Origin of the sequence: Nitrospirillum guanabarense, from assembly GCF_034653355.1 — a bacterium.
Classification (GTDB): Bacteria; Pseudomonadota; Alphaproteobacteria; order Azospirillales; family Azospirillaceae; genus Nitrospirillum.
Genome location: NZ_JAYEER010000004.1, coordinates 1,907,045 through 1,933,032 on the forward strand (window position 1 = coordinate 1,907,045; position 25,988 = coordinate 1,933,032).

At 67.4% G+C, this 25,988-nt stretch carries 23 protein-coding genes; 10 read left to right on the forward strand and 13 right to left on the reverse strand.

Annotated elements, in window-relative coordinates; genetic code table 11:
- Positions 1–91: 91 nt before the first annotated feature.
- Together UAA55_RS26865 and UAA55_RS26870 are read left to right on the forward strand one after the other, a co-directional pair.
- Positions 92–1,525, forward strand: a complete 1,434-nt coding sequence (locus UAA55_RS26865) for a beta strand repeat-containing protein (RefSeq protein WP_322956659.1) — start codon at positions 92–94, stop codon at positions 1,523–1,525.
- 146 nt (positions 1,526–1,671) lie between these two features.
- Entirely contained in the window at positions 1,672–6,069 is a 4,398-nt protein-coding gene (locus UAA55_RS26870; RefSeq protein ID WP_322956661.1) for an autotransporter domain-containing protein, read from the forward strand.
- A gap of 223 nt (positions 6,070–6,292) precedes the next feature.
- Here the strand turns inward: UAA55_RS26870 and UAA55_RS26875 are convergent, their stop codons facing one another.
- The 3 genes from UAA55_RS26875 to thrC are packed head-to-tail and all read right to left on the reverse strand — an operon-like array spanning position 6,293 to position 9,624.
- Complete coding sequence (locus UAA55_RS26875; RefSeq protein WP_322956663.1) at positions 6,293–6,883, reverse strand: GNAT family N-acetyltransferase; 591 nt, start codon at positions 6,881–6,883, stop codon at positions 6,293–6,295.
- Between the two features lie 51 nt (positions 6,884–6,934).
- Positions 6,935–8,206 (reverse strand): M16 family metallopeptidase, encoded by a 1,272-nt coding sequence (locus UAA55_RS26880; RefSeq protein ID WP_322956665.1) that lies wholly within the window; start codon positions 8,204–8,206, stop codon positions 6,935–6,937.
- Positions 8,203–9,624, reverse strand: a complete 1,422-nt coding sequence (gene thrC / locus UAA55_RS26885) for a threonine synthase (RefSeq protein ID WP_322956667.1) — start codon at positions 9,622–9,624, stop codon at positions 8,203–8,205. The genes UAA55_RS26880 and thrC overlap by 4 nt, the downstream gene beginning before the upstream one ends.
- Positions 9,625–9,948: 324 nt before the next feature.
- Between thrC and UAA55_RS26890 the strand changes: the two genes are divergently transcribed.
- Both UAA55_RS26890 and UAA55_RS26895 read left to right on the forward strand, forming a co-directional pair.
- Positions 9,949–10,521: a hypothetical protein gene (locus tag UAA55_RS26890; RefSeq protein ID WP_322956669.1), complete on the forward strand. Its 573-nt coding sequence runs from the start codon at positions 9,949–9,951 to the stop codon at positions 10,519–10,521.
- Positions 10,518–11,096: a hypothetical protein gene (locus UAA55_RS26895; protein ID WP_322956671.1), complete on the forward strand. Its 579-nt coding sequence runs from the start codon at positions 10,518–10,520 to the stop codon at positions 11,094–11,096. The genes UAA55_RS26890 and UAA55_RS26895 overlap by 4 nt, the downstream gene beginning before the upstream one ends.
- 425 nt (positions 11,097–11,521) lie before the next feature.
- On the opposite strand, the gene UAA55_RS26900 is transcribed toward UAA55_RS26895, so the two are convergent.
- The 8 genes from UAA55_RS26900 to coxB form a co-directional block, all read right to left on the reverse strand.
- Positions 11,522–12,301, reverse strand: a complete 780-nt coding sequence (locus tag UAA55_RS26900; RefSeq protein ID WP_322956672.1) for an SURF1 family protein — start codon at positions 12,299–12,301, stop codon at positions 11,522–11,524.
- Positions 12,298–12,720: a DUF983 domain-containing protein gene (locus UAA55_RS26905; RefSeq protein WP_322956675.1), complete on the reverse strand. Its 423-nt coding sequence runs from the start codon at positions 12,718–12,720 to the stop codon at positions 12,298–12,300. Before UAA55_RS26905 ends, UAA55_RS26900 begins: the two co-directional genes overlap by 4 nt.
- Positions 12,721–12,758: 38 nt before the next feature.
- Complete coding sequence (locus UAA55_RS26910) at positions 12,759–13,628, reverse strand: cytochrome c oxidase subunit 3 (RefSeq protein ID WP_322956677.1); 870 nt, start codon at positions 13,626–13,628, stop codon at positions 12,759–12,761.
- Positions 13,629–13,814: 186 nt separating this feature from the next.
- Positions 13,815–14,390, reverse strand: coding sequence for a cytochrome c oxidase assembly protein (locus UAA55_RS26915; protein ID WP_322956679.1), 576 nt, complete (start codon positions 14,388–14,390; stop codon positions 13,815–13,817).
- 158 nt (positions 14,391–14,548) lie between these two features.
- On the reverse strand, positions 14,549–14,740 hold the full coding sequence (locus tag UAA55_RS26920; protein ID WP_322956681.1) for a hypothetical protein: 192 nt from the start codon (positions 14,738–14,740) through the stop codon (positions 14,549–14,551).
- 44 nt (positions 14,741–14,784) lie between these two features.
- Positions 14,785–15,696, reverse strand: coding sequence for a heme o synthase (gene cyoE, locus UAA55_RS26925; protein ID WP_322956683.1), 912 nt, complete (start codon positions 15,694–15,696; stop codon positions 14,785–14,787).
- Between the two features lie 134 nt (positions 15,697–15,830).
- Positions 15,831–17,444: a cytochrome c oxidase subunit I gene (gene ctaD, locus UAA55_RS26930; RefSeq protein ID WP_322956685.1), complete on the reverse strand. Its 1,614-nt coding sequence runs from the start codon at positions 17,442–17,444 to the stop codon at positions 15,831–15,833.
- Between the two features lie 55 nt (positions 17,445–17,499).
- Positions 17,500–18,390, reverse strand: coding sequence for a cytochrome c oxidase subunit II (gene coxB / locus UAA55_RS26935; protein WP_322956687.1), 891 nt, complete (start codon positions 18,388–18,390; stop codon positions 17,500–17,502).
- A gap of 582 nt (positions 18,391–18,972) precedes the next feature.
- Between coxB and tldD the strand changes: the two genes are divergently transcribed.
- From tldD to UAA55_RS26955, 4 genes are all read left to right on the forward strand, one after another.
- A complete protein-coding gene (tldD, locus tag UAA55_RS26940) occupies positions 18,973–20,406 on the forward strand; it encodes a metalloprotease TldD (RefSeq protein WP_322956689.1) in 1,434 nt (477 codons plus the stop codon).
- A 22-nt stretch (positions 20,407–20,428) separates the two neighbouring features.
- On the forward strand, positions 20,429–21,001 hold the full coding sequence (locus UAA55_RS26945; RefSeq protein WP_322956691.1) for a DUF5655 domain-containing protein: 573 nt from the start codon (positions 20,429–20,431) through the stop codon (positions 20,999–21,001).
- Between the two features lie 93 nt (positions 21,002–21,094).
- The gene (locus UAA55_RS26950; RefSeq protein ID WP_322956693.1) at positions 21,095–21,412 is read left to right on the forward strand and encodes a hypothetical protein; all 318 of its coding nucleotides are present in this window, start codon (positions 21,095–21,097) and stop codon (positions 21,410–21,412) included.
- Between the two features lie 37 nt (positions 21,413–21,449).
- Positions 21,450–21,812 (forward strand): hypothetical protein, encoded by a 363-nt coding sequence (locus UAA55_RS26955; RefSeq protein ID WP_322956695.1) that lies wholly within the window; start codon positions 21,450–21,452, stop codon positions 21,810–21,812.
- Positions 21,813–21,937: 125 nt separating this feature from the next.
- On the opposite strand, the gene UAA55_RS26960 is transcribed toward UAA55_RS26955, so the two are convergent.
- The gene (locus UAA55_RS26960; RefSeq protein WP_322956697.1) at positions 21,938–23,305 is read right to left on the reverse strand and encodes a glutamate--cysteine ligase; all 1,368 of its coding nucleotides are present in this window, start codon (positions 23,303–23,305) and stop codon (positions 21,938–21,940) included.
- Positions 23,306–23,391: 86 nt separating this feature from the next.
- Complete coding sequence (locus UAA55_RS26965) at positions 23,392–24,183, reverse strand: 16S rRNA (uracil(1498)-N(3))-methyltransferase (RefSeq protein WP_322956699.1); 792 nt, start codon at positions 24,181–24,183, stop codon at positions 23,392–23,394.
- Between the two features lie 187 nt (positions 24,184–24,370).
- On the opposite strand from UAA55_RS26965, the gene ubiA reads away from it, so the two are divergent.
- Entirely contained in the window at positions 24,371–25,312 is a 942-nt protein-coding gene (gene ubiA, locus UAA55_RS26970; protein WP_322956701.1) for a 4-hydroxybenzoate octaprenyltransferase, read from the forward strand.
- Positions 25,309–25,962 carry a class I SAM-dependent methyltransferase gene (locus UAA55_RS26975; protein ID WP_322956703.1) on the forward strand — a complete coding sequence of 218 codons (654 nt, stop codon included), beginning with the start codon at positions 25,309–25,311 and terminating at the stop codon, positions 25,960–25,962. Before ubiA ends, UAA55_RS26975 begins: the two co-directional genes overlap by 4 nt.
- The last annotated feature ends 26 nt before the right edge of the window (positions 25,963–25,988 follow it).

The window sequence follows — 25,988 nt, forward strand, 5'->3', positions numbered from 1 at the left end:
TCCTCCGCAATCCACCTCCCCACCAGGGCGCATCCCGCCGCTGGACCGATTCTCGACACTGAAATCCATGTTTTCAGGAGCATTTGCCGCCATGCATACCGCCACCCCGACCCGTTCCAAGGCCCTTCTGCTCGGCGCCTCTGTCCTGGCGCTCGCCACCTCGTGGCAGGGCCCTGCCCGAGCCGATACCGTGGTTACGGGCAACTCCGGTCCGGTGACCATCACCTCGGGCGGACTGCGGAACGGCGGTCGCATCACCGGCAACTCATACAACGCGGCGGTAACCGCGTCCGGCTCACTGGGATCCATTGTCAATAGCGGCATCATTAACCTGAGCGGCAGTGACTACACCGTCAATTATGGCACGGCAATCGCGCTGCACGGCTCGCTCGACCTGTTCGACAACACGGGAACGGTCTCCAGTCTCATTGCCGCCACCCAAGCCACCATCGGCGCGTTTCGTAATGAAGCGGGTGGATCTTTGACCGCCGTCGCCGCCACCGGCGGTAGCATCGGCAGCTTCGTCAACGGCGGGATCATCGCGCCCCCGCCCAACAGCTACGCTTATCCCGCCGCTATCAATCTCGGCGCCGCAACTATATACGGGTCCAATACTACCTCCGTATTGCCCGCCACCATCGGTACAATCGATAATCAGGCGGGCGCCGTCATCAGGGGAGGCCTGGCGGCGACGGCGGCGTCCATCGGAACGTTGAATAACGCCGGCGTCATCACTGGCAACGTGAACCTGAGCGGTGGTTCCACATACACCGGCACCTCTACCAGCACCTATTCCGGCAGCAATTACAGCAACTACTCGTACTCCAACTCGGGGGCGGTAATCTCCACCATCGGCCTGTTAACCAACGCGGCCGGTGCCACCATCACCAACAGCCTGACCGCCAACGGGGCATCCATCGGAACGCTCGTTAACGCCGGCCTCATCATGGGTGGTGTGAGCCTTGATACAATCTCCACCTCCACCTACACGTCTTCCAGTAACGGTTCCAACAGCGGCACAGATTACAGCTACAGTTCCACCAATGGGGCCGTGACCTCCACTGTCGGCGCGCTCATCAACGCAACCGGCGCCACCATCGACGGCAACGTGGTGGCCCAAGGCGCCTCCATCGGAACATTCAGCAACGCCGGCCTCATCACCGGCCGCATCTACCTCGGCGCTGCCAGCGTCTGGTCCTATTCTTCTTCCTATTCTTCTTCCAATCCGGAAAACAACCACAGCAACAGCACCTACTCTAGCATCGCTTCCTCCATCGGCCTGTTCAGCAACGCTGCCGGCGCCACTATCGCGACTGGGGTCAATATCGGGGGCACGGTCGGGACGCTGGACAATGCCGGGCTGATCGGGTCGATCGACGGCGGTCAGTACTATTACTCCGGCGGTCTCAGCTTTGGGTCTAATTCCCAGGTTGGCGTGATCGTGAACGAGGCGGGGGGAGCATCGGTGGCTATACGGGCCTGGCCCTGGGCGCGACCATCGGCACGCTCAGCAACAGCGGCCTAATCAAAGGGTTAAGCGCCGCAGCCATCACCAGCAGCCTCTCTTCCCGCTACAACTCCGTCACCTCACGTTATGAGTATTCCGGGGCCAGCATCGATACACTGGCCAACTCAGCCGGTGGCAGCATCGTGGGTGCCTATGGCGGCATCTTGTATCAGGGAACTATCGGCACCCTGGTCAATGATGGCCTGATCACCGGGGGCACCACATACGGTACCGGCATTTCCATCAGCAGCTATATGGATAGCCAGGGGCCCGCCTTCAGCGCATCGATCGGCGCGCTGATCAATGGCGCCCATGGCACCATCAGCGGCGGCGGCGGCGTCTCCGCGGTCGGCGCCACCATCGGCAATCTTCAAAATGCCGGTCTGGTCGCCGCCGGCACCTCTGGCAGCGCCATCTTCATTTCGGGTATCTCGAATTACGTTTATGACTACGCCCACGGTACCAGCAGCATCGTCAGTCTCTCCGGCCAGATCAACACCCTGGGCAACAGTGCATCCGGAACCATCACCGGCTACGCCGGCGTCCGGTTGTACGGCGACAGCCACATCGGGACGCTCACCAACGATGGCTTGATCCAGGGCGTGGGTGGTTCTGGTGTCGGGCTGGCCTATAGTTACAACTATAATAACAGCATTCAGAACTCCCGCCTGGACACCCTGGTCAATGGGGTAACCGGCACCATCGCGGGCAACACAGGTATATTTATCGAAGCTGGAACGCTATCCACCCTGATCAACAAGGGCCTGATCAGCGGCACGGAGGCCGGCGTAAATGTACAGAATAACTATTTCTATAGCGGAGCGACCCCACCGCAAATTGACATGTTGGTGAACACCGGTACTATCGCGGCGGCCGGAACCCTGATCGGAACGGTGGTCTACAACGGAACCGGCATCAACTTATTCGGCGCCAACGTCGGCACCATCAGCAACAGTGGTCTAATATCCGGCACTACCACAGCCTTATCGGCATTAGGCTATGATAACGGCCCCTCTGGCACCATCGGTACCATCGGCCTGATCGACAACCTGGCAGGTGGCACGATGGTCGGTGCGGGACAGTCCGCAGCGGTCTTTCTGCAAACCGACATCGATACCTTCCGCAACGCCGGCCTGATCGCCGACCAAGGCGCCTCCACCATCGGGGCAGGTGTAGCCCATTCCGGCGGCACATTGGGCACGCTGCTGAATCTCGCAGGTGGAACAATCGCCGGGGTGGCTAGTGCACTCGCGCTGTCGGCCCAAATCGGCACACTGAGCAATAGCGGCCTGGTGCAGGGCGGTACCATCGGTGTCCGCCTGACCAACTTTGTCTCCAATCTCTCGTCCACCTCGATAGCAACCCCGACCTCCACGCGCATCGCCACGCTGGCCAACAGCGGCACCATCACCGGCGGCGCGAAAGGTATCGAATCCAGCGGCATCATCGGCGACCTGCACAACACCGGCACCATCGCTGGAAGCACCAGCACCGGCGTGGCCAATGTTGGCGGCCTGTACAGCTACTTCTTCTCCTATGACTATTCGCCTTACTTCGGCTGGGGAACCACCATCACCCGGACCTCGTCCAGCGGTGGTGGCACCATCGGCACGCTGGCTAACAGCGGTGTCATCACGGGCGGGCAGAGCGGCATCGTCAACGGGATAGCTTCCACAAGCAGCACCATCGTCACGTCGGTGACGAACCCCTATTGGTACCCCCCTACGGTAACCACCGTGGTCAGCACCACCGGCCCCATCGGCGGTACCATCGGCACGCTGCAGAACAGCGGCACCATCCTGGGCACGGCGACCGCCGGCATCAACAACGGCGCCGCCAACGCCGTCATCAGCACCCTGATCAACAGCGGCCTGATCCAGGGCGGCCAGACGGGCATCATCAACGCCGGCACCATCGGAACCCTGACCAACAGCGGCACCATCACTGGCGCCGTGGCGGCCATCCGCGACAGCGGCACGCTGGGCCCGGTCACCAACACCGGTGTCATCGCCGGCGACATCGTCCACACCGCAGCGTCCGACCTGTCCATCACCGGCGGCAGCGGCACGGTGTTCGGCACCCTGACGGGCGTCAGCGGCGCCCGTGGCACCCTGGCCAGCACAGCCGGTAATGTGACGCTGGGCGGCAACCTGGTGCTGAACGACAGTGTCAGCATCGCAGGCCATACCCTGGTGGAGAATGGCGGCAGCCTGGTGCTAACGGCCCCCACCACCATCACCGGCAACTATGCCCAGACGGGTGGCACGCTGATGGCCCTGGCGGCCGGCGGCACCGTGGGCGGGCTGCAGGTCAGCGGCGGCGCCAGCATCAGCGGCGCCACCGTCGTGCTGACCTCGCAATACGCCTTTGGCCTGACCAGCGGCGCCAGCTACACCATCGTGGCGGCCGGTGACACCGCCTCCAGCTATGCCAGCGTGACCGCGCAGGCGCCGGGCTATACCTCGACCACCGTCACCAGCACGGTGGTGGGCGGACAGACCGACCTGATCGTCAGCGTGGGCAACAGCAGCCTGACCGCCGGCGGCACGGCCACCATCGCCGGCGGCGCCGGCGTCCTGGACCAGATGACGGGCGGCACGCTGGCCATCACCGGCGGCACGCCCACGGTGGGGTCCATCGCCGGCGGCACGCTGACCCAGACCAGCGGTTCGGCCAGCCTGGGCACCGTCACCGGCGGCACCATCACGCTGGCCGGCGGCAGCGCCACCCTGGGCACCATCAGCGGCGGCACACTGACCCAAAGCGCCGGGTCCACCATCGCCGGCACGACGGCGGTGCAGGTCCAGGGCGGCAGCCTGAACCTGGGCGGCACGGTGCAAGCGCCCCTGGCCATCGACGGCGGCCTGGTGGCCTTGAACGGCACCGCCTCCGGCACCGTCACCGTGGGCAGCGGCGGCACCCTGCGCGGGTCCGGCGTCATCACCGGGGCGGCCACCGTGGCCGGTGTGCTGCGTCCGGGCAATTCGCCCGGCACGCTGACCTTCACTAACGGTTTGACCCAGGCGGCCAAGTCGGTGCTGTCCATCGATATCGATGGCACGGGCACCGGCAAGGGGGCTGGCAACTACTCCCGCGTCCTGGTGATGGGCGGCAGCTACGTCATCGGCTCCGGCGCCGTGCTGCAGCCCAACCTGCGCGGCATGACGGGCAGCGCCAGCAACACCTACACCCCGGGCCTGGGCACGGACTTCGCCATCGTGCAGGCGGCTGGCGGCGTGCAGGGCACCTTCGCCGGCATCACCCAGCCCGGCAGCGGGCTGCTGGCCGGCACGCAGTTCACGGCACTGTACGGCAGCAACGCCATCGACCTGTACGTCACCCCCACCTACGGCTCCCTGGCCAGCCTGGGCGCCAGCGCCAACCAGCAGACCATGGGCCGCGTGGTGGCGGGCCTGAGCAGCACCGGCAACGCCGACCTCGCCGCCGTGCTGAAGGCCCTCTACGGCCTGCCCACGGTGGGGGCGTCGCTGGATGCCCTGGCGCAGATCGGCGGCGGCAGCCAGGCGAACATCGTGGCCTACAGCCTGAACCGGGGCCTGGCGGTGACGCAGGTGCTGGGCCAGCGCCTGGCGGCGGTGCGGGACGGCGTGGCGGGCGGCATGCAGGGTACGATGCAGGCCCAGCTGGTCGGCCGCACGCTCTACACCAGCGTCGCCAGCGGCGGCGACGCCGTGGCGATGCCGGTGGCGGACGAGCGCGGGGCGGCGGCCGGCTCGGCGCCGGAGGCGGGCTGGCACTTCTGGGCCCAGGGCCTGGGGGCGTTCACCCGGGTGGACAGTGACGGCAACGCCGCGGGCGGCCACAGCAACACCGGCGGCGGCCTGTTCGGCGGCGACCGCACGGTGGCGCCAGGGGTGACCGTGGGCCTGGCCGGCGTGCTGCTGCAGAGCACCTCGGGCGGGTCCAATGAGACCAGCAGCTACGGCCTGTCGGCCTACGGCAACGTCGACCTGGGGGATGGCCTCTTCGTCACCGGCAACGCCGGCTACACCTACGACCAGTACGACACGGCGCGGACCCTGGGCTTCGGCGGCCTCAGCCGCACGGCCTTCGGCCACACCAAGGGTGACGAGCTGTCGGCGGGTGTCACGGCCGGTTACCGGGTGCGGGTGTCCAACCTGACCTTGGAGCCGCAGGCCGGCATCCAGTGGCTGAAGGTGGGCCGCGACGGCTTCACCGAGACGGGGGCGGGCGCCCTGGACCTGGTGCTGCAGGACCTGGACGCCACCGCGCTGCAGAGCAGCGTGGGCGGCCGGGCCTCGGCCAGCTGGAAGACGGACGGCGGCACGGTGATCACGCCCACGGTGCGGGCGGCCTGGCTGCACGACTTCCGCGACCGGGCGCTGACCAGCCAGGCCGCGCTGGCGGGCACCACCTTCGCCGTGACCGGCCCCGACACCGGCGCCAACGCGCTGGGGATCGGTGGCGGCCTGACGCTGCAGGAAGGCGACAACCTGAACCTCTACGCCAACTACGACGGCACGCTCCGCCGGCACGAGACCGACCACGTCTTCACCGCCGGCTTCCGCCTCAGCTGGTAAGACGGGCGTAAGGCGCACAGATGGCAACGGCCCGGGCGGCATCCACCCGGGCCGTTGCCATATCCTGGGACATAACCGCCTGACGCGGTCTGGGCCAGCCCATCGCCAGCGAGCGGCCCACGCCAAGCCTGGCCAATGACGACATTTCGGCGCTGGCACGCGACCAGCCGGCGGGCATCGGCATCGACCGCCACCATGGTATCCTGAAGGCGCTGAAGGGAATCTAACCGCGCCAGTCGTCGCGCAGGATGCCGTACAGCACATGGTCGGCCCAGCGGCCGTCGATGCGCAGGTAGCCCCGGGCATAGCCCTCCCGCACGAAGCCCACCTTTTCCAACAGGCCCTGGCTGGGCTGGTTGGTGGGCAGGCAGGCCGCCTCCACCCGGTGCAGGCCCAACTGGCCGAAAGCGAAGCCCAAACTGGCCTTGGCCGCCTCGCTGGTATAGCCGCGGCGGGCGTAGGGCTTGCCCACCCAATAACCCATGGTGCCCATCTGGGCCACGCCCCGGCGGATGTTGGACAGACCGATGCCGCCCACCAGCCGGTCGCTGGAGCGCTCGAAGATCAGGAAGCTGTAGGCCTCGTCATTGCGCCATTCCGCCGTGTGCCGGCGCACCCGGCGCAGGAAGGAGGAGCGCAGCAGGGCGTCGGCCGGCCAGGTGGGTTCCCACGGGGCCAGGAAGTCCCGGCTGCGCTCGCGCAGGTCCGCCCACTCCCGCCAATCCTTGACCTGGGCCGGGCGCAGGTAGACCTGCGGCCCGTCCAGGCGGATGGCCGGTGTGCTCAGGATATCGGCATGTAACAGCCGTATCACCGCCTCAAGCCCCTCCCTACCCCCATCACCGCCGCCCCACCGTTACCGGCTTCAATGGCCCAGCCGGGCCCGGATGCGGTCATACGATTCCAAGCCGGCCAGCGGCCCCAGGGCCGTCACCACCGGCTCACTCTCCAACAGCCGGAGGGCGCACCGTTCCACGGCGTCCACGTCCACCGCGTTCACCCGGGCCAGCATCTCCGCCACCGGAATGGGGCGGCCGTGGATCAGCATCTGCTGCCCCACCTGCTCGCACCGCGCCATGCTGCTTTCCAGGGCCATGACCAAGCTGGACTTCAGCTGGGCGCGGGCGCGCGCCACCTCATCCTCGCGGATGCTGCCCACCAGGTTGGCGACCTCGCCACAGACCACGGGCACCAGTTCAGCCACCTGTTCCGGCCCCGTACCGGCATAAATGCCGAACAGGCCCGTCTCGGCGAAATGGCTGGCGAAGCTGTAGATGCTGTAGACCAGCCCGCGCTTCTCCCGCACCTCCTGGAACAGGCGGGACGACATGCCGCCGCCCAGCAGGGTGGACAGCACCTGCGTCGCGTAGTTGTCCTCGTGATGGACGCCCACCGCCTCGAATCCCAGCACGACGTGGGTCTGTTCCAGATCGCGCTCGTCCCGGAAATCGCCGCCGTGATAGCTGGCCTTTTCGTGCGTCCAATCCCGATGCTCCGGCAGGGCGCCGAACATCTCGGCCGCCATGTCCACCATACGGGCGTGCTCGATGCGGCCGGACGCCGCCACCACCATCGCCGGGCCGGAATAGTGACCCTGGACATAGGCGTTCAGGTCATCGCGGCTGAGCCTCTCCACGATCTCCGGCAGGCCCAGCACCGGGCGGCCCAGCGCCTGGCCGGGGAAGGCCGTCGCCTGGAAATGGTCGAAGATGATGTCGTCGGGCGTGTCTTCGGCCTGGCCGATCTCCTGCAGGACGACCGTGCGCTCCTTGGTCAGCTCGTCGGCGTCCAGGCTGGCGTGCTGCACCATGTCCGCCACGATGTCCAGGGCCAGGCCCGCATCCTCCTTCAGCACCTTGCCATAATAGGCGGTGTGCTCCCGCGTGGTGTAGGCGTTCAGGTGCCCGCCCACGTCCTCGATCTGCTGGCTGATCTGATAGGCGTCGCGCTTGGGTGTGCCTTTGAACAGCATGTGCTCCACCAGGTGGGCCACGCCGTTGACCTCGGGCGCCTCGTCCCGCGTGCCGACGCCCACCCAGACGCCCAGCGACACCGTCTCCACCCCGGTCATGCTGTCGGTGACGACGCGCAGGCCGTTGTCCAGCGTGGTGACCTGGATTCCGCCGCCGTCGCTCATCGGGCGGCTCCCGTGACGCGGGATTTGGAGCGCACGAAGGCTTTCACCGCCTCGACGTCGTTGGGCAGCACGGACACCCGTTCCTCCCGTTCATAAAGGTCGGCCAGATGGCGGGGCAGCGGCGGGTGCACGCCAGTGGCGGCCTTGACCGCGTCCGGAAACTTGGCCGGATGGGCGCAGGCCAGCGACACCAGCGGCACCTCGGCCGGCACGGTGCCGGCGGCGCGGGCCTGGGCGGCGGCGTGCACGCCCACCGCCGTGTGCGGGTCCAGCAGATAACCCGTGGTCTCGAACACCCGGCGCATGGTTTCCGCCGTCTCATGCTCATCGGCGCGGAAGCCGTCGAACAGGCCGCGCGCCTCGGCCAGCTGGCGCTCGTCCACCGTGAAGCGGCCGCTGGCGGCAAAGCCATCCATCACGCCCGTGACGGCGGCACCGTCACGGCCCAGCAGGTCGAACAGCAGGCGTTCGAAGTTGCTGGACACCTGGATGTCCATGCTGGGGCTGATGGTGGGAACCACGCCGTTGGTGGCCATGGTGCCGGATTGGAAGAAGCGGGTCAGGATGTCGTTGCTGTTGGTGCCCACCACCAGGCGCTGGATGGGCAGGCCGAGGGCCCGGGCGCCGTAGGCGGCATAGACGTTGCCGAAGTTGCCGGTGGGAACCGAGAAGGCCACCGGCCGGTCCGGCGCGCCCAGGGCCACGCCCGCCGCCACGTAGTACACCACCTGGGCCAGGATGCGGGCCCAGTTGATGGAGTTGACGGCGGAGATGTTCAGCTCATCCCGGTAGGCCTGGTCATTGAACAGGGCCTTCACGATGGCCTGGCAGTCGTCGAAGGTCCCTTCCAACGCCACATTATGCACGTTGGGCGACAGCACGGTGGTCATCTGCCGGCGCTGCACCTCGGACGTGCGGTCCTTGGGGTGCAGGATGACGATGTCCACCAGCTCACGGTCGCGGCAGGCCTCGATGGCGGCGGAACCGGTGTCGCCCGAGGTGGCGCCCACCACGGTGATACGACGGCCGCGCTTGGCCAGCACATGGTCGAACAGGCGGCCCAGCAGTTGCAGCGCCACGTCCTTGAAGGCCAGGGTGGGGCCGTGGAACAGTTCCAGCACCCAGTCCTCCTGCCCCAGCTGGGTCAGGGGGGTGACGGCGGCGTGGGCGAAGCTGCCATAGGCGTCATGCACCAGGGCGCGCAGCTCATCCTGGGATATCGCGCCGCCCATGAAGGGGGCCATCACGCGGGTGGCCAGCTCGCCATAGCTGAGGCCGCGCAGGGCGCGCAGAGCGGCGGCGTCGAAGGCCGGCCAGGCCGACGGCACGTACAGGCCGCCGTCACGGGCCAAGCCCGCCAGTAGCGCATCCTCAAAGCCCAAGGCCGGCGCCCGGCCCCGCGTGCTGATATAATCCACCCTAGGCATCCATCCCTTGGCCCAACTCGAACCCCTACAGTAGCCAGTGGCGCCAAGGTCCCGCAAGCCCGCCAGCCACCCATGGAAACATGGGTGATTCGCATGGGAAGACCAGCGGCGTGTCAAGGCCCCGGCGCGGCGTTCCAGGACATCCAATTTTCCCGGAAATGACACTTGGAAACCGCCTCCCGTTGCGTTGCAATAGAACCGACGGCCGGGGCTCGCCTCCGCCGTTCAATAGCAACATTCCCCGCCAGGATGGACCGGACGAGGCATCGTTCCGGAACGCCGTGGGGTCTTCGAGATGGGGCGTTCCGCGGCACCATGGGGCTGATGCACGCGATCATGCTGGCCGGCACCCTGGCGGTGGTGGCGGGCCTGATCATCCTGGTTCTGGGCAAGTTGGGCGAGGCGGCGGTGGAACGCCAGCCGGACTTCCGTCATGCCCTCGGCCGCCTACCCCTGGGTGCCCAGATCGAGAATTGGTTGGAGGCGCGCGAGGCGGAGGTGCGCGCCGAGCTGACGGTCCTGCAAGGCGCCCTCGGCGAGGTGCGCCGCCGCCGCTACGCCCTGGACAAGGACCTGGAGGACGCGCGCCGCAGCGCCCAGGCCCCCGTGCGCGTGGTGGGGCGCGAGGACGCCGGCCTGAACCGCTTCGTCGCCTGGATGGTCAACCGTCTGGTGCAGCAGGCCCAAGGCGACGCCAAGACCGCCGTGGCGCTGGACCCCGAATGGGCCGGCCCGCAGATGATCGAGGTGTGGTCGGAAAACCTGGCCGACGCCCGGCGCGACCTGCAGCGCTATTTTCCGGCACCCTTGGGCTATGTGCTGTTGAGCATCCAGCTGGCCAACAGCGGCAAGGCCGACGCGGCCGCGCAGAAGGAGAGCACGGCATGATCGCCTTGATGCTGACCCTGCTGGCGGTGACGGTCACGGCGGGCCTGACAGGGGAACGCGCCTGGAGCCGCGTCAGCGAGGCCAAGGCCCGCCGGCGCCAGGCCCTGAACCGGCAACGTGAGCAAAGCCAGCGCATCCGCCGCCTGGCGCGCGCCACCTACAGCCTGAAGCAGCAACGCCGCCACATCCAGCTGACCATGGAGACATTGCAGGACGAATGCGCGCGGCTGGAGCAGGACATCAAGCGCATCGCCCGCCCGGAAAACCGCATCTTCGTGCTGGAAGAGCGCCGCAACCCCGCCGACGCCGCCTGGATCGCCACGGTGGAGGTGGGCGGCACCGTCGCCGACAGCGCCCTGCCCGCCGCCGTGCCGTGGCAGCGCCGCCGCTTCCTGCTCTGGGCCGGCGACGACGAGGGGGCAAGGGCACGCCTGGAGCGCCGCTTTCCCCATGGCAGCGGCTTCCGCGTCAGCCAGCTGATGCTGCGCCCCAGCCACGCCGCCGCCCCGCCGGTCGCCACCAGCGGCGGCTTGGAGACGAGGGCGGCGAAGGCCGCGCGCATTGCGGCGAGTTAGGGCAAGTGCGTTCAGCCGGAGACGTACTCAACTCTAAATCAATTCCGCTCTCACCGATTATTCCTCTTTCAAATAGTAGTCCGTTATCGTGCAGGTGGAAGATTCGTAGGTTATCCCCATCTTTTTGCCAGCAGTCTTAGCCGTCATAACGGTCGACCAAAATCTGTCCATCAAATCAGCAGATGCAGTGCTGGGTAGGTTCAGCTGACCACTTGGGCATTGACTCGCAGAGGTGTACCAAACGACCACGTGGGGCATGTAATCCTGCAGCCGCCACTTTGTAGGCACTTCCTCGATAACGGCCCCTGCCGCATAAGATGCGGTGGGTAGAAGTAAGAATGACGAGACCAATAGGCCGACAATTCTCTTCATAAAAAGCCCCCAGATGACTGCGACCGCCGCTCACGCCCGCAGGGGCCTTGATATCATGGCGCTCCCCGCTCCGTCTCCACCCGGCTGAAGCGCAAGTAGGCGATGACCGCCAGGGCCACGGCCAGGCAGTACCAGGTGATGGCGTACTGCAGATGGTCATTGGGGATGGTGACGCGGGTCTGGCCGCCCACGGGGAAGCCGCCGGGGTTGGGCGTGGCGCCGGCTTCGACCACCACGGGCTCCGGCACCTCGGTCCCCGCCTTGGCCGCCATGGCGGGCAGGTCGTACCATAGCCAGAAATTGTCGTTCACCAAGTTGTCCGGTTGCATCCAGCCGCGCGGCGGCGGCACGCGGGCCACCCCGTCCACCGTCACCTCGCCTTCCAGCTGGCCTTCAGGCCGGCGCGCCGGGTCCTTGCCCTGGGTGGGGACCCAGCCGCGATCGACCAGCACCACACCGCCGCCGTCCGCCCGCACGAAGGGCGTGACGACGTCGTAGCCGGGGGCCCCCTTCAGCGAGCGGGCGCCCAGATACAGCTCATGATCGTTCAGGAAATGGCCGGTAATGCGCACCCGGCGGTAATCCCAGGCCTTGGGATCATCGATCTTGGCCGGCAGCTCGGCCGGGGCGGCCGCCATCTGCTGCTGGATGTGGTCCAGGATGCCCTGCTTCCAGAACAGGCGCTGCACTTGCCAAGTGCCCAGGCCCGCCATGAACAGGATGGCGCCGCCAGCCACCAAGCCGCCCCAGAAGGTCGGGCGGAAGCGCCGACGGCCCTTCGCGACGGGGCCCGGGGTGGCGCCGGTGGGGGAAGCGGTGGACGAAGAAGTCATGCGCCAGGATTCCTATCGCTGTCACTATCGCCATGTCCGGGCGTGTCTTCGGGAGGCCCCTCGAATTCGGCCCGGCGGTAGCGGTATTGCAGGGCGAACACCACGCCCTTGGCCGGGCGCAGCAGGCCCAGCGTGCCGCCCAGGATGACCACGCCCCAGACCAGGGCGGTCAGCCACAGGGGCCAGTCCACCCGCATGGACACCATCAGCGCGATGGGCACGATGACGAAGCCCAGGATGAAGATCAGGAAGACGGCCGGGCCGTCGCCGCTGTCTCCCCGGGCCAGTTCCAGGCCGCAGACGGAGCACCGCTCCGCCACGGTGAGGAAGCCCACGAACAAATCGCCCCGACCGCAGCGGGGACACTTGCAGCGCAAGCCCGCCAGGATCGGGGCGACGGTGGAGGCATCAGAGTCCAAGGTTCATTTCCGTCAGGAACGGAACGACGGTCCCGGCATCAGTGCGGGATCACGCCGCGCGGCGTGGAACCCCACCAGTAGATGCTGACGAACAGGAACAGCCAGACCACGTCCACGAAGTGCCAGTACCAGGCCGCCGCCTCGAAACCAAAGTGGCTCTTGGGTGTGAAGTGGCCGGCGCGGGTGCGGAAGAAACAGACGATCAGAAAGATCGTTCCGACGATGACATGAAAGCCGTGGAAGCCGGTCGCCATGAAGAAGGCCGAGGTGTAGGCGTTCTGGGCGAAGCCGAATTCCGCGTGGATGTATTCATAGGCCTGGAAGCAGGTGAACAGCAGGCCCAGCAGGATGGTGAAGCCCAGGGCCTTGGCCGCCTCCTTGTTGCGGCCCTCGACCAGCGCATGGTGCGCCCAGGTGACCGTGGTGCCGGACAGCAACAGGATGACGGTCATCAGGATGGGCATGTCGAAGGGGTTGACCGGCTCGATCCCCTTGGGCGGCCAGACGCCGCCGTTGGCGGCCACCCGCCCGATCTGCTGCGCCTCGTTGAAGTAGATGCTGGTGTCGAAGAAGGCCCAGAAGAAGGCGACGAAGAACATCACCTCGGACGCGATGAACAGCGTCATGCCGTAGCGCAGGCCGATCTTCACCACCGGGGAGTGGAGCTTGCGCACCACCGATTTGCCGATAACGTCGCGCCACCATAAGAACATCACGCTCAACACGCCCAGGCCGCCGATGATAGCCAGGATCCAGCCATGGCCGTGCATTCCCAGCACGGTGCCGCTGGTCAGCAGGCCGGCCGCGATGGAGGCGACCAAGGGCCAGGGGCTGGGGTCCACCAGGTGATAGGGCTGCTTTATGCCCTCAGAATTCCCGGGAGCGGAGTGAGCCTGGACATCAGCCATGTTCTTGTTTCCCTCGGATCAAAACAACGCGGTGGTCGTCAGATAATGGCGGACATTGCCGCCCCGGTCCTTATCGGTGCCCTCCCTGATCCCCCGCGTTCGGGGGACTGGACACTCCCTTGGTAAACGTTCCTGCCCCGCCCGTCCAGAGGTTGTACAGTGGCGAAGCCGTTGCCCGGGTACGCTTTAGCCGCCGGGGCGCCCCGTAGGCGCCTGGTCCTGAACGGCTGCCGCCGTCTGGTCGGCCGCCAGGAAGAAGGTGTAGGACAGGGTGATGGTGGCCACGTCCTTCATGTGCGGGTCGTCGGCCAACGAGGGGTCGACGAAGAAAGTCACGGGCATGTCCAGTTCCTGCCCCGGCTCCAGCCGCTGGCGGGTGAAGCAGAAGCACTGGATTTTGTTGAAATAAATGCCGGCCTTGTCGGGCGTGACGTTAAAGGTGGCGGTGCCCACCAGCGCCTTGTCCGACAGGTTCTTGGCGTGGTAGCGGATCTCCCGAACCTCTCCCAGCTTGACCTGCACGGCGTTCTGGTTGGGACGGAATTGCCAAGGCAACTCGCGGTTCACTTCGGCATCGAAACGAACGGTGACGGTGCGGTCGATGACGCGGTCGGCCCCCTTTTCCGCCACCTGGGTGGTGCCGCCGAACCCCGTGGCTTTGCAGAACACCTGGTAGAGCGGAACGGCGGCGAAGCTGAGCCCGACCATGCCGGCCACGATGGTGAGCGCCCCCACCAGCATACGGCGGTTGCGCCGGGCCAAATCAGGCCCTGCTGGCGGTGTGGGTGGGGAATCGGGACCTGGTGTGTCAGCCAACCTGTCGCCTCCCTGGCTTTGACGACGGCCTTCCCGGTGGACGGCCGTCCTTGCACGCCGGTGGCGGGTTCGCCCCGCCTAATTCTCTTTTGAAAAAAGCGGTGTTACTGGCCTTGCGCGTGCAGGCCCATGCGAACGATGGCCACGACATAGATCAATGCCACGAAGCCCAGCAGCGAGAAGAATAGCGCCAGGTTCTTGCCACGCTGGCGGCGCGCCCGCTCGGCCGCGTCGAGGACTGGCTCAGGCGAGGAGGTGCCAGCGGGGGTACCAGTGGGATTGAAGGTGTTGGCCATGCGGTCAGGGTTCCTATGCGGAGGGGCCCTCAAAAACGTGAGGGTCAGGCCACCAGCTTCTCACCGATCAGGATGGCGAGCAGCAGGAAAAGGTAGAGGATGGAATAGGCGAACATCTGCTTGGCGGCGCGGTGGGTCTTGTCCAGCATGACCCGGACGGCGCAGAGGATGAACAGCAGGCTCAGTACCGTGGCGCCCACCAGATAGGCCATGCCGCCCACGCCGAACCAGTGGGGCGCGATGGCGATGGGCAACAGCAGCAGGGTGTAGACCAGCATCTGCCGCTTGGTCGCGGCCTCGCCCGCCACCACGGGCAGCATGGGCACGCCGGCGCGGCTGTAATCGCCGCTGCGGAACAGGGCCAGCGCCCAGAAGTGCGGCGGCGTCCAGAAGAAGATGAGGCAGAACAGCAACACGGGGCCGATGCTGACGTCGCCCGTCACCGCCGCCCAGCCGATCATGGGCGGGAAAGCCCCGGCGGCGCCACCGATGACGATGTTCTGCGGCGTGCGGCGCTTCAGCCACATGGTGTAGACGAAGACGTAGAAGGCGTTGGCCACGCCCAGGATGGCGGCGGCCACCCAGTTGACCGCCAAGCCCATCAGCAGAACGGAGGCGACGGACAGCACGACGCCGAAGGCCAGCGCCTCATCCGGGTTGACCTTGCCCTGGGGGATGGGCCGGCCACGCGTACGCTCCATGACCGCGTCGATGTCGCGGTCGTACCACATGTTGATGGCGCCGGCGGCACCGGCGCCCACGGCGATGCACAGCAGGGCCACCACCGCCAGCACCGGGTGCAGGTTGCCCGGGGCCACCACCAAGCCGGCCAGGCCGCTGAACACCACGAGCGACATGACCCGGGGCTTCAGCAGGGCGATGTAGTCGGCCACACTGCCCGGCAGGCTGGCGGCCTGGGCGGGGACGGTCTGGCCTTCGAAGGCGGTATCAGTCATCTGTCTTCGCATCTCATCCGACGTCGTCGGCTCCATGCGGGGAACCGACGGCGTCTTTAATCAGGCAAAACCGCGCGGGAAGCCACCCCTCCCGCGCGGTCGTCGCCTATGCAGCCGGTGCCACCCTCAGCACCTCACTTGATGCGGGGCAGAACCTCGAACTGGTGGAACGGCGGCGGGCTGGACAGGGTCCATTCCAGCGTCGTCTCACCCGTGTTCCAGTAGTCGGCGCCCACGCGCCGGCCGAACATCAGGGTATAAAGGGCCATCACGACGAAGAACAAGGTCGAGCCGAAGGAAATATAGGCCCCGATGGAGGAGATCTGGTTCCACATGTGGAACGCGTCCGGGTAGTCCGGGATACGGCGCGGCATGCCCTGCAGGCCCAGGAAGTGCTGGGGGAAGAAAATCAGGTTCACGCCGATGAAGGTGGTCCAGAAGTGCAGGTGGGCCGCCCATTCCGGATGCTCGCGCCCCGACATCTTGCCGATCCAGTAGTAGTAGCCGGCGAAGATGGCGAACACGGCGCCCAGGCTCAGCACATAGTGGAAGTGGGCGATGACGTAGTAGGTGTCGTGCAGCATCACGTCCAGGCCGCCGTTGGCCAGCACCACGCCGGTGACGCCGCCCACGGTGAACAGGAAGATGAAGCCGATGGCCCAGACCATGGGCGGCTTGAACTCGATGGAGCCGCCCCACATGGTGGCGATCCACGAGAAGATCTTAACGCCCGTGGGCACGGCGATGATCATGGTCGCCGCGGTGAAGTAGGCGCGCGTGTCGACGTCCAGGCCCACGGTGAACATGTGGTGCGCCCAGACGATGAAGCCGACCACGCCGATGGCGACCATGGCGTAGGCCATGCCCAGATAGCCGAACACCGGCTTGCGCGAGAAGGTGGACACGATCTGACTGATGATGCCGAAGGCCGGCAGGATCATGATGTACACTTCGGGGTGCCCGAAGAACCAGAACAGGTGCTGGAACAGCAGCGGGTCGCCGCCGCCGGCCGGGTCGAAGAAGTGGGTGCCGAAGTTGCGGTCGGCCAGCAGCATGGTGATGGCGCCGCCCAGCACGGGCACGGCCAGCAGCAGCAGGAAGGCGGTCACCAGCATCGACCACACGAACAGCGGCATCTTGTGCAGGGTCATGCCCGGCGCCCGCATGTTGAAGATGGTGGTGATGAAGTTGGCCGCCCCCAGGATGGAGGAGGCGCCCGCCAGGTGCAGGGCGAAGATGCCCATGTCGACCGAGGGGCCGCTGTGGCCCACGGTGGAGGACAGCGGCGGGTAGATGGTCCAGCCGGTGCCGGCGCCGGGTCCGATCAGCGAGGACGAGACCAGCAGCAGGAAGGCCGGGACCAGCAGCCAGAAGCTGATGTTGTTCAGGCGCGGGAAGGCCATGTCGGGCGCGCCGATCATCAGCGGCACGAACCAGTTGCCGAAGCCGCCGATGACGGCGGGCATGACCACGAAGAACACCATGATCAGGCCGTGGGCGGTGATCAGCACGTTCCACTGCTGGCCGATGTCGGCCGACAGGTGGTTCAGCACCTGGATGCCCGGCTCCTGCAGTTCCATGCGCATGATCACCGAGATGGCGCCGCCGATGAGGCCGGCGATCACGGAGAAGATGAGGTAGAGCGTGCCGATGTCCTTGTGGTTGGTCGAGAACAACCACCGCTTCACGAACCCGGGCTTATGGTCGTGATGCGCGTCGTGAGCCGTATCGTGGGCTGCGTGCGCCATAATTCCAGTTCCCCTCGTTAATCTCTGCCGGGGTTAAATGTCAGACGGGGCGGGCTCAGCGCGCGGCGCCATTGTCCGTCGCCAGGGCGGTCTTGGTGGCCCCTTTCGCCGCCTCGAGCGACGCGAGGAACTCGCGGCCCGCGTCGATGCCGGCGGTCTTGGTCTTCTCGGCCCAGGCCTTGTAGTCCTCCTTGCTGACGGCATGGACGACGATGGGCATGAAGCCGTGGTTGGTGCCGCAGATCAGCGTGCACTGGCCGTAGAAGGTGCCTTCCACACTGGCCTGCAGCCAGGTCTCGTTGATGCGGCCGGGCACGGCGTGCAGCTGCACCCCCAGCGAGGGCACGTACCAGGAGTGGATGACGTCGGCGCCGGTCAGCAGCAGGCGGACGGGCGTGCCCACGGGCACCACCATCTCGTTGTCCACGGTCAACAGGCGGGGCTGACCCGGCTTCAGGTCGCTGTCGGAGACGATGTTGCTGTCGAAGGAGATGTCGTTGTTGTCCGGATATTCGTAGGACCAGTACCACTGGTGCCCGGTGATCTTCACCGTCATCTCAGGGTTGGGCGTGCGGTCGCCGTAGTAGAGGACGCGGAAGGACGGCACGGCCACGATCACCAGGATCAGCACCGGCACCACGGTCCACGCCACCTCAAGCAGCGTGTGGTGGCTGGTCTTTGAGGGGACCGGGTTCGCGCGCTTGTTGAAGCGCACCATGACCGTCAGCAGCAGCAGCGACACGAAGGCGACGATGCCGACGATGATGTAGAGCAGCAGGTTGTGGAAGTTCTCCAGCTGCACCGCCACGGGCGAGTAGGCATGCTGCATGCCCAGCTTGCCCGCCTCGGGCAGGCTCACCACCGGGTCGGCCAGCGCCACCGAAGCGCGCCCCGCCAGGGCCGTCAAAAGGGCCGCGAAGGCGGCGGCGTTCTTGCGTACGGACATCCCTTACCACTCTCTCGTTGCCGGGGACGCGTGACACGTCCCACCCGAAGATTGTCCTGGTGACCCACGCCGGCCCCACACGCCCCCTGTTCAGGCGCCGCGCCAAACGCGGGATGCCGTCCCATCCTCCCGTTTATTATGGGGGCCCGTCCTGGATCGACCCGCCCCCGCCCCCACCTCCCGTTGCGGGGACGAAGCGGCGACGGCGTCGGCTATCGGGGCACCTGTCCGGGAGTTTAGACCCAGCATCGCAAGCACCCCCGATGGTTAAGGGACACCTGCATCGTGGCAGACCATAACGTTCCCAATCCTTGACGTAAAGCGGACAACGCGTCCCAGCGCATACCGTTGGGCGCACTGACCCGCCCGCCGGACCCGCCAGGGTGGCGCAAAACCGGCCCGGCGCTACAGCCTTGGCGTGCTTGAGGATTCCCGGTCTCATCCACCCCTGCTTTAGAAGGACGGCCTTTCCCCTGGCGATGGCGGCACCGACACGCCATGTTATGGAGGTTACGCCCCGCCCGGGTGGCCAGCCCCGCCGCCGCCCCGGCTTTTCGGCCCGTTCCTTGGAGTTTCGCGACCATGAGCCTGCTCGCCCAGACCGACGATCTGTTCTTCACCCGGGCCGGACTGGACCGCGCGCGCACCGAATTGATCGTCGCCGACGCGCTGAAGGGCGGCGACGATGGCGAGCTGTTCCTGGAGTACGCCCAGTCCGAAGGCGTGTTCTGGGACGATGGCAAGCTGAAGAGCGCCAGTTTCGACACCACCCAGGGCTTCGGCCTACGCTCCGTCGCCGGGGAGACCACCGGCTTCGCCCACGCCTCCACCCTGACGGAGGAGGCGCTGAAGCGCGCGGCCGCCACCGTGCGCACGGTACAGGCCGGCCATGGCGGCACCTATGCCGAGCCGCCGGTGGGCACCAACCGCGCCCTCTACGCCGCCGACAACCCCTTGGCCCTGGTGCCGTTCGAGGCCAAGGTGAAGCTGCTGGCCGACATCGATGCCTATGCCCGGGGCCGCGACCCCCGTGTGCGCCAGGTCAGCGCCAGCCTGTCGGGCGAGTGGCAGGCGGTGCAGATCATCCGCGCCGACGGCCACCGCGTGGCCGACATCCGCCCGCTGGTGCGCCTGAACGTCTCCGTCGTCGTGGGCGAGGGCGACCGCATGGAGGCCGGCAGCTTCGGCGCCGGCGGCCGCCTGGCCTATGAGCGCTACATGCAGCCGGAGACCTGGCGCCACTATGTGGACGAGGCCCTGCGCCAGGCCCTGGTCAACCTGGCCGCCATCCCGGCGCCGGCGGGCGAGATGCCCGTGGTGCTGGGCCCGGGCTGGTGCGGCGTGCTGCTGCACGAAGCCATCGGCCACGGGCTGGAGGGCGATTTCAACCGCAAGGCCACCTCGGCCTTCTCCTCCCTGATCGGGCAGCGGGTGGCCGCCCCCGGCGTCACCGTGGTGGACGACGGCACCCTGGAAGGCCGCCGCGGCTCCATCACCGTGGATGACGAGGGCACGCCCAGCCAGTGCAACACCCTGATCGAGGACGGCATCCTGGTCGGCTACATGCAGGACCGCATGAACGCCCGCCTGATGGGGGTGAAGCCCACGGGCAACGGCCGGCGCCAGGGCTTCAGCAGCGTGCCCATGCCGCGCATGACCAACACCATGATGCGCTCCGGCGACCGCACGAAGGAGGAGATACTGGCCTCGGTGAAGCGCGGGCTGTACGCCGTGAACTTCGGCGGCGGCCAGGTGGACATCGTGTCGGGCAAGTTCGTCTTCTCCGCCTCGGAAGCCTATCTGATCGAGGACGGCAAGATCGGCCCGTCGGTGAAGGGGGCCACCCTGATCGGCAACGGCCCGGACGCGCTGACCAAGGTCACCATGATCGGCGACGACAGCTGCCTGGACGAAGGCATCGGTGTCTGCGGCAAGCAAGGGCAGAGCGTGCCCGTTGGCGTGGGCCAGCCGACACTGCGCATCGACGGCCTGACCGTCGGCGGCACCGCGGCCTGATCCGAACGGGCGGGAAGCGGCCATGGGCAAGAGTCCCGATGAGATGATGGCCGCCATCCTGCGCAACCTGCCGGCCAAGACCGGGCGGGACGCCGCGGCGTGGGCCATCCTGATCAAGGCGGAAGGGCCGTCCGATCCCAAGGCCTGCGCCCGCTGGCTGAAGCAGGCCCACGGCCTGGGCGGCGCCACCGCCCAGGTGCTGGCGGCCCATGCCCTGGGCGGCATCCACGACATGGCCCCGGAACAACGGCTGGACAAGTTGTATGAGGGGCGGGAGGCCTTGCGTCCCATCGGCGACCGGCTGACGGCGCTGGCCCACGGCCTGGGCGCCGATGTCACCAGCACCGTGCTGTCCACCATGGTCTCCTTCAGCGCCGGGCTGAAGTTCGCGGAGGCCAAACCGGCGGGCAAGGGCCGAGTCGACCTGGGCCTGGCCCTGGGCCGCGAGCCCCTGCCCCTGACCCCGGTCAAGACCGCCGACCCCAGCGACCGCATCACCTATCGCATCCCTCTGGCCTCGGTGGACGACATCACCGGCGAGGTCGCCGCCTGGCTGGCCCGCGCCCACGCCAGGGCCGCCGCCACCCGCGCCTGAATTTTCATCGCCGCCACGACAGCCGGCCCCATCATCCCGCGTGCTTTAAGGGCGCGGGCGAACGGAGGGGCCAACGGCATGGGTGCACGATTGATGTCATCAATTCTGGTCACAGCCTTGCTGGCGATGGAGCCCATGGGCATGGCCCTGGCACAGGATGCCGGCGGCCAGGACACGCCCGGCAAGGACACCACCAAGGACCCGGCCGCGCCTCCGGATACCGCCGCCGCCGAAACCAAGGCGGCGGACGCCCCCGCGACCACGGATGCCCAGACGGCCCGGAAGCCGGCCAGGAAGCGGTGCGCCACCACCGGCAGCCGCCTGGGTGGCGACTGCCAGGCCGGCACGCAGGCCGATCCCCGGCAGGTGCTGGAGAACCGCACCAACCCCTCCGGCATGCCCCCGCATTAAGCGATCTTTGCACCTTTTGGTGTTTCCTGCGGTGCGGATGCGCCAGACGCAGGACTGGATGGAAACCGGTATCAATTTCGCAACGCTTCCGGTCAAAAGACCGGTTGCCCACGTCACCACAGTGCGCATAAATCCGTTTGTTGCATCTTTGATATCGAACGGAGTTTTTATGCGTCACCATCCGTTATTGGCAGCAACTTTTGGCTTCGCTTTGCTCACCGTCGGCTGCCAGACCCAGCCGGACACCGCCCAGACGGCAAACGCCGCCGCGCCCAAGGCCGCCCAGCAGCGTTGCGTGAACACCGGCAGCCGCCTGGCCGGCAATTGCAACGATGTTAGCCACGCCGACCCCAAGGATATGCTGAACCGCCCGCTGGGCACCAAGGTCCCTGGGTCTTAAGGCCCGCTTCGCCGCCTTTCACAAGGGTCGCCACCGGTTTCCGAGGGGAAGCCCGATGGCGATAGGGAGGAATCCCCGGCCTGGCCGGGTAAAACGACAAGGTCCGCTATACGGCCATTCTCAGTTCAGTAGGCGTATTCGGCGTAGACCCGATCGATATCGCCGCCCCATTCCCCGTTGAACTTGTTCAGCAGTTCCGTGGCCGGCGAAACACCGCTGTCCACGATCTCCTGCAGCGCCTCCAGGAAATGGCTCTCGTTGTCGCCCATGCCGGCCAGGCGCGCCCGGTTGTCCAGGCCACTGCGCGAAATGGCCACCGTCCGGCGCGCCAGATCCAGGACGGTGCCCTTGCGGAAGGGCGTGTCCAAGCCCAGGCGTGGCACGTTGTTGCGCAGCTGCGCCCGCTCCTCCTCCGTCCAGTCCTTGATCATGTCCCAGGCGGCATCCAGCGCCGTGGTGTCGTACAGCAGGCCCACCCAGAGGGCCGGCAGGGCGCACAGCCGAGCCCACGGGCCGCCGTCGGCGCCACGCATCTCCAGGAAGCGCTTCAGCCGCACCTCGGGGAACAGGGTGGTCAGATGGTCCACCCAGTCGGTGATCCGCGGCCGCTCCCCCGGCAGGGCGGGCAGTTCGCCCCTCAGGAAGGCGCGGAAGTCCTGGCCCGACGCGTCGATATATTGGCCGTCGCGGTAGACGAAGTACATGGGCACGTTCAGCGCGTGGTCGGCATAGCGCTCGAAGCCGAAGCCCTCCTCGAACACGAAGGGCAGGTCGCCGCAGCGGTCGGGATCGGTGTCCGTCCACACATGGCTGCGCAGGCTCTGGAAGCCGTTGGGCTTGCCTTCCTTGAAGGGGCTGTTGGCGAACAGGGCCGTGGCGATGGGCTGCAGCGCCAGGCTGACCCGGAACTTCTTCACCATGTCGGCTTCGGAGCTGAAGTCCAGGTTGACCTGCACCGTGGAGGTGCGGGTCATCATGTCCAGGCCCATGGTGCCCTTCTTGGGCATGTAGTCGCGCATGATGCGGTAGCGGCCCTTGGGCATCCAGGGAATCTCTTCCCGCTTCCACTTGGGATTGAAGCCCAGGCCGATCATGCCTATGCCGAGGTCGGCGCCGATCGCGCGCACCTGGGCCAGGTGCTCCGACACCTCGCCGCAGGTCTGGTGGATGGTGCTGAGCGGCGCGCCCGACAGTTCGAACTGCCCGCCCGGCTCCAGCGTGATGCTGGCCTGGCCCTTGGTCAGGGCGATGATGTTCTCGCCCTCCTTCACCGGTGTCCAGTCGTAGCGGGACGCCATCTCAGTCAGGATGCGGCCGATGCCCTGCTCGCCCTCATAAGGCAGCGGGCGGTTATCACCCAGGCGGAAAGCGAACTTCTCGTGTTCCGTGCCGATGCGCCAGGCATCCGCCGGCTTGCAGCCCTGCTCCAGGTATTCGACCAGCTCGCGGCGGTCGGTGACGGGGGTACCCGGGCTCTTCGGCGGCGCAGACATCTGGTCGGTCCTTCTTTACAAGGCTTGGCTTCACAAGGCTTGGGTATCAAAGCGCGGCTGGGGGCCGGGAACAGGGAACGGGACACTCAACGGAACGGCGGGCGCGCGTCCTGCCCTGGGGCGGCGGTCCAGTCGCCCGCCAGCGCCTGCCACAAGGCAAGCACAGCGAAAGCGGCCGTGTCCGCCCGCAGGATGCGTGGACCCAGTCCTACCGGGACAACAAAGGGTGTTTTGGCAAGCTGGTCAAGCTCACCGGGATGGAGGCCCCCCTCCGGTCCCACAAGGAACGCCGCTTTGCGCCCTAACGCAGTAGCATCCGTCACAGCCGCCGCCAGGGGCCGGGCCGCCCCCGTCTCCGCCGCCACGAACAGGGTGCGATCCCGGGTCAGCGGATGGGTGGGCCAGCCGGCCAGCACGGCCGACAGGTCGGCCAGCGGATCGACCACGGGGACGGACAGCCGCTCGCACTGCTCCGCCGCCTCCATCGCGTTCGCGCGCAGACGGTCCAGGTTCACGCGCGGCACGTCGCCCCGGCGGGTCAGCACCGGGCACAGGCGGGCAACGCCCAGCTCCGTCGCCTTTTCCACCACATATTCCGTGCGCCCGCCCTTCAGCGGGGCGAACAGCAGCCAGACGTCCGGCACGGCCACCGGCGGCCGGGTCTGTTCCAGCAGGGTGACGGCGCCGCCGGACTTGGTGAGCGCCGATATCTCCCCCAGCCATTCGCCCCCAGCCTCGTTGAACACCAGCAGCCGGTCGCCTGGCGCCTGGCGCAGCACCCCCCGCAGATAATGCGCCTGGTCGCCCGACAGGTCGGCGGTCTGGCCGGCCGCGAGGGGGGCGTCGAGATGCAGGCGGGTGCGGGGGCGGTCGGCCATGGTCGATCGTGCGGATGGAAAGGAGGCGGAACAGGAGAGGTCTAGATGCGGAACAATCATTCCTTTGTCCATTCTACCATTTAACACTCAAGCATTTTTCGAGGGTCAGCCCGGCCGGCTGAAGGGTGACCGGCCGCCCTGTTCCCGCTAAGGTCCCTGCACACGGACCCGAACAAGGCTTCCCCGCATGCCCAGCGAGACCAGCGGCTCCATAGGCGCCGGCCACACCGACATCCGCCAAGGCGACTGGATCGACCGCCATCTGCCCGCCTATGCCCGCCCCTACGCCCGGCTGGCGCGGCTGGACCGGCCCATCGGCACCTGGCTGCTGCTGCTGCCGGGGCTGTGGTCCATCGCCCTGGCGGCCGAGCCGGGACACCCGCCCAACCTCTGGCTCATGCTGCTGTTCGCCATCGGCTCCGTCGTCATGCGCGGGGCGGGGTGCACCATCAACGACATCATCGACCGCAAGTTCGACGCCCTGGTCGAGCGCACCCGCGTGCGCCCCATCCCCAGCGGCGCCGTCAGCGTGCCCCAGGCCATCGCTTTCCTGGGGGCCCAGTGCCTGGTGGGCCTGGGCGTGCTGGTGCAGATGAACCGCGCCACCATCGTCATGGGCGCCGCCAGCCTGGTGCTGGTGGCGGCCTACCCCCTGATGAAGCGCGTCACCTGGTGGCCCCAGGCCTTCCTGGGCCTGACCTTCAACTGGGGGGCCCTGCTGGGCTGGGTGGCGGTCAGGGGCGACCTCGCCTGGCCGCCCGTGTTGCTCTATGCCGGCGGCATCCTGTGGACCCTGGGCTATGACACCATCTACGCCCACCAGGACCGCGAGGACGACGTCAAGGTGGGCGTCAAGTCCACGGCGCTCCGCCTCGGCGCCGCCTCCAAGCGCTGGATCCTGGGCTTCTACGCCGGCGCCACGGCGCTGTGGGCCTTGGCCCTGCTGACCGCCGGCGTCCACCCGCTGGCCTACCTGGGCGTGGCCCTGACCGGCGGCCTGCTGCTGCGCCAGGCCTGGCAGTGGCGGCCGGAGGACCCAGCCGACAGCCTGGCCGCCTTCCGCGCCGCCCGCGTCGCCGGCTGGGTGTTCCTGGCCAGCGTCATCCTGGGCATGGCGGCCGCGTCTTGAGTGACATCGACCGCGCCGCCTTCATCCGCGCCAACACCGCCCCCGAGGCGCCGGCTCTGGTGCCGGAGCTGACCCTGCTGACCGCCAGCGAGATCACACCCCTGTGGCAGGCGACGGAGGCGACGCTGGCGGCCAAGGATTTGCCGCCCCCCTTCTGGGCCTTCCCCTGGGCCGGCGGGCAGGCCGTCGCCCGCCATGTGCTGGACCATCCGGAGCTGGTACGGGGCGCCCGGGTGCTGGATTTCGCCGCCGGAAGCGGGCTGATCGCCATCGCCGCCGCCAAGGCGGGGGCGGCCTCCGTCCTGGCGGTCGAGATCGACGCCTACGCCATCACCGCCATAGGCCTCAACGCGGGGCTGAACGGCGTGAGCGTGACGGCTGTGGAGCGCGACGTCGTGGACCAGCCCCAGCCCGATATCGACGTCGTTCTGGTGGGCGACGTCTGTTACGAGCGGCCGATGGCGGAGCGGGTCATGGCCTGGCTGCGCGGCCTGGTCGGCGCCGGCGCCCTGGTCCTGATGGGCGATCCGGGACGCACCTACCTGCCCAAGCAGGGCCTGACCCCGCTGGCCACGTACCGCGTGCCCACGACGCTGGAGCTGGAGGACCGCACCCACCGCGACAGCGTCGTCTGGCGGGTGGAGGCTTGACCTGGCGGGGCCGTATCCGCTCCTTT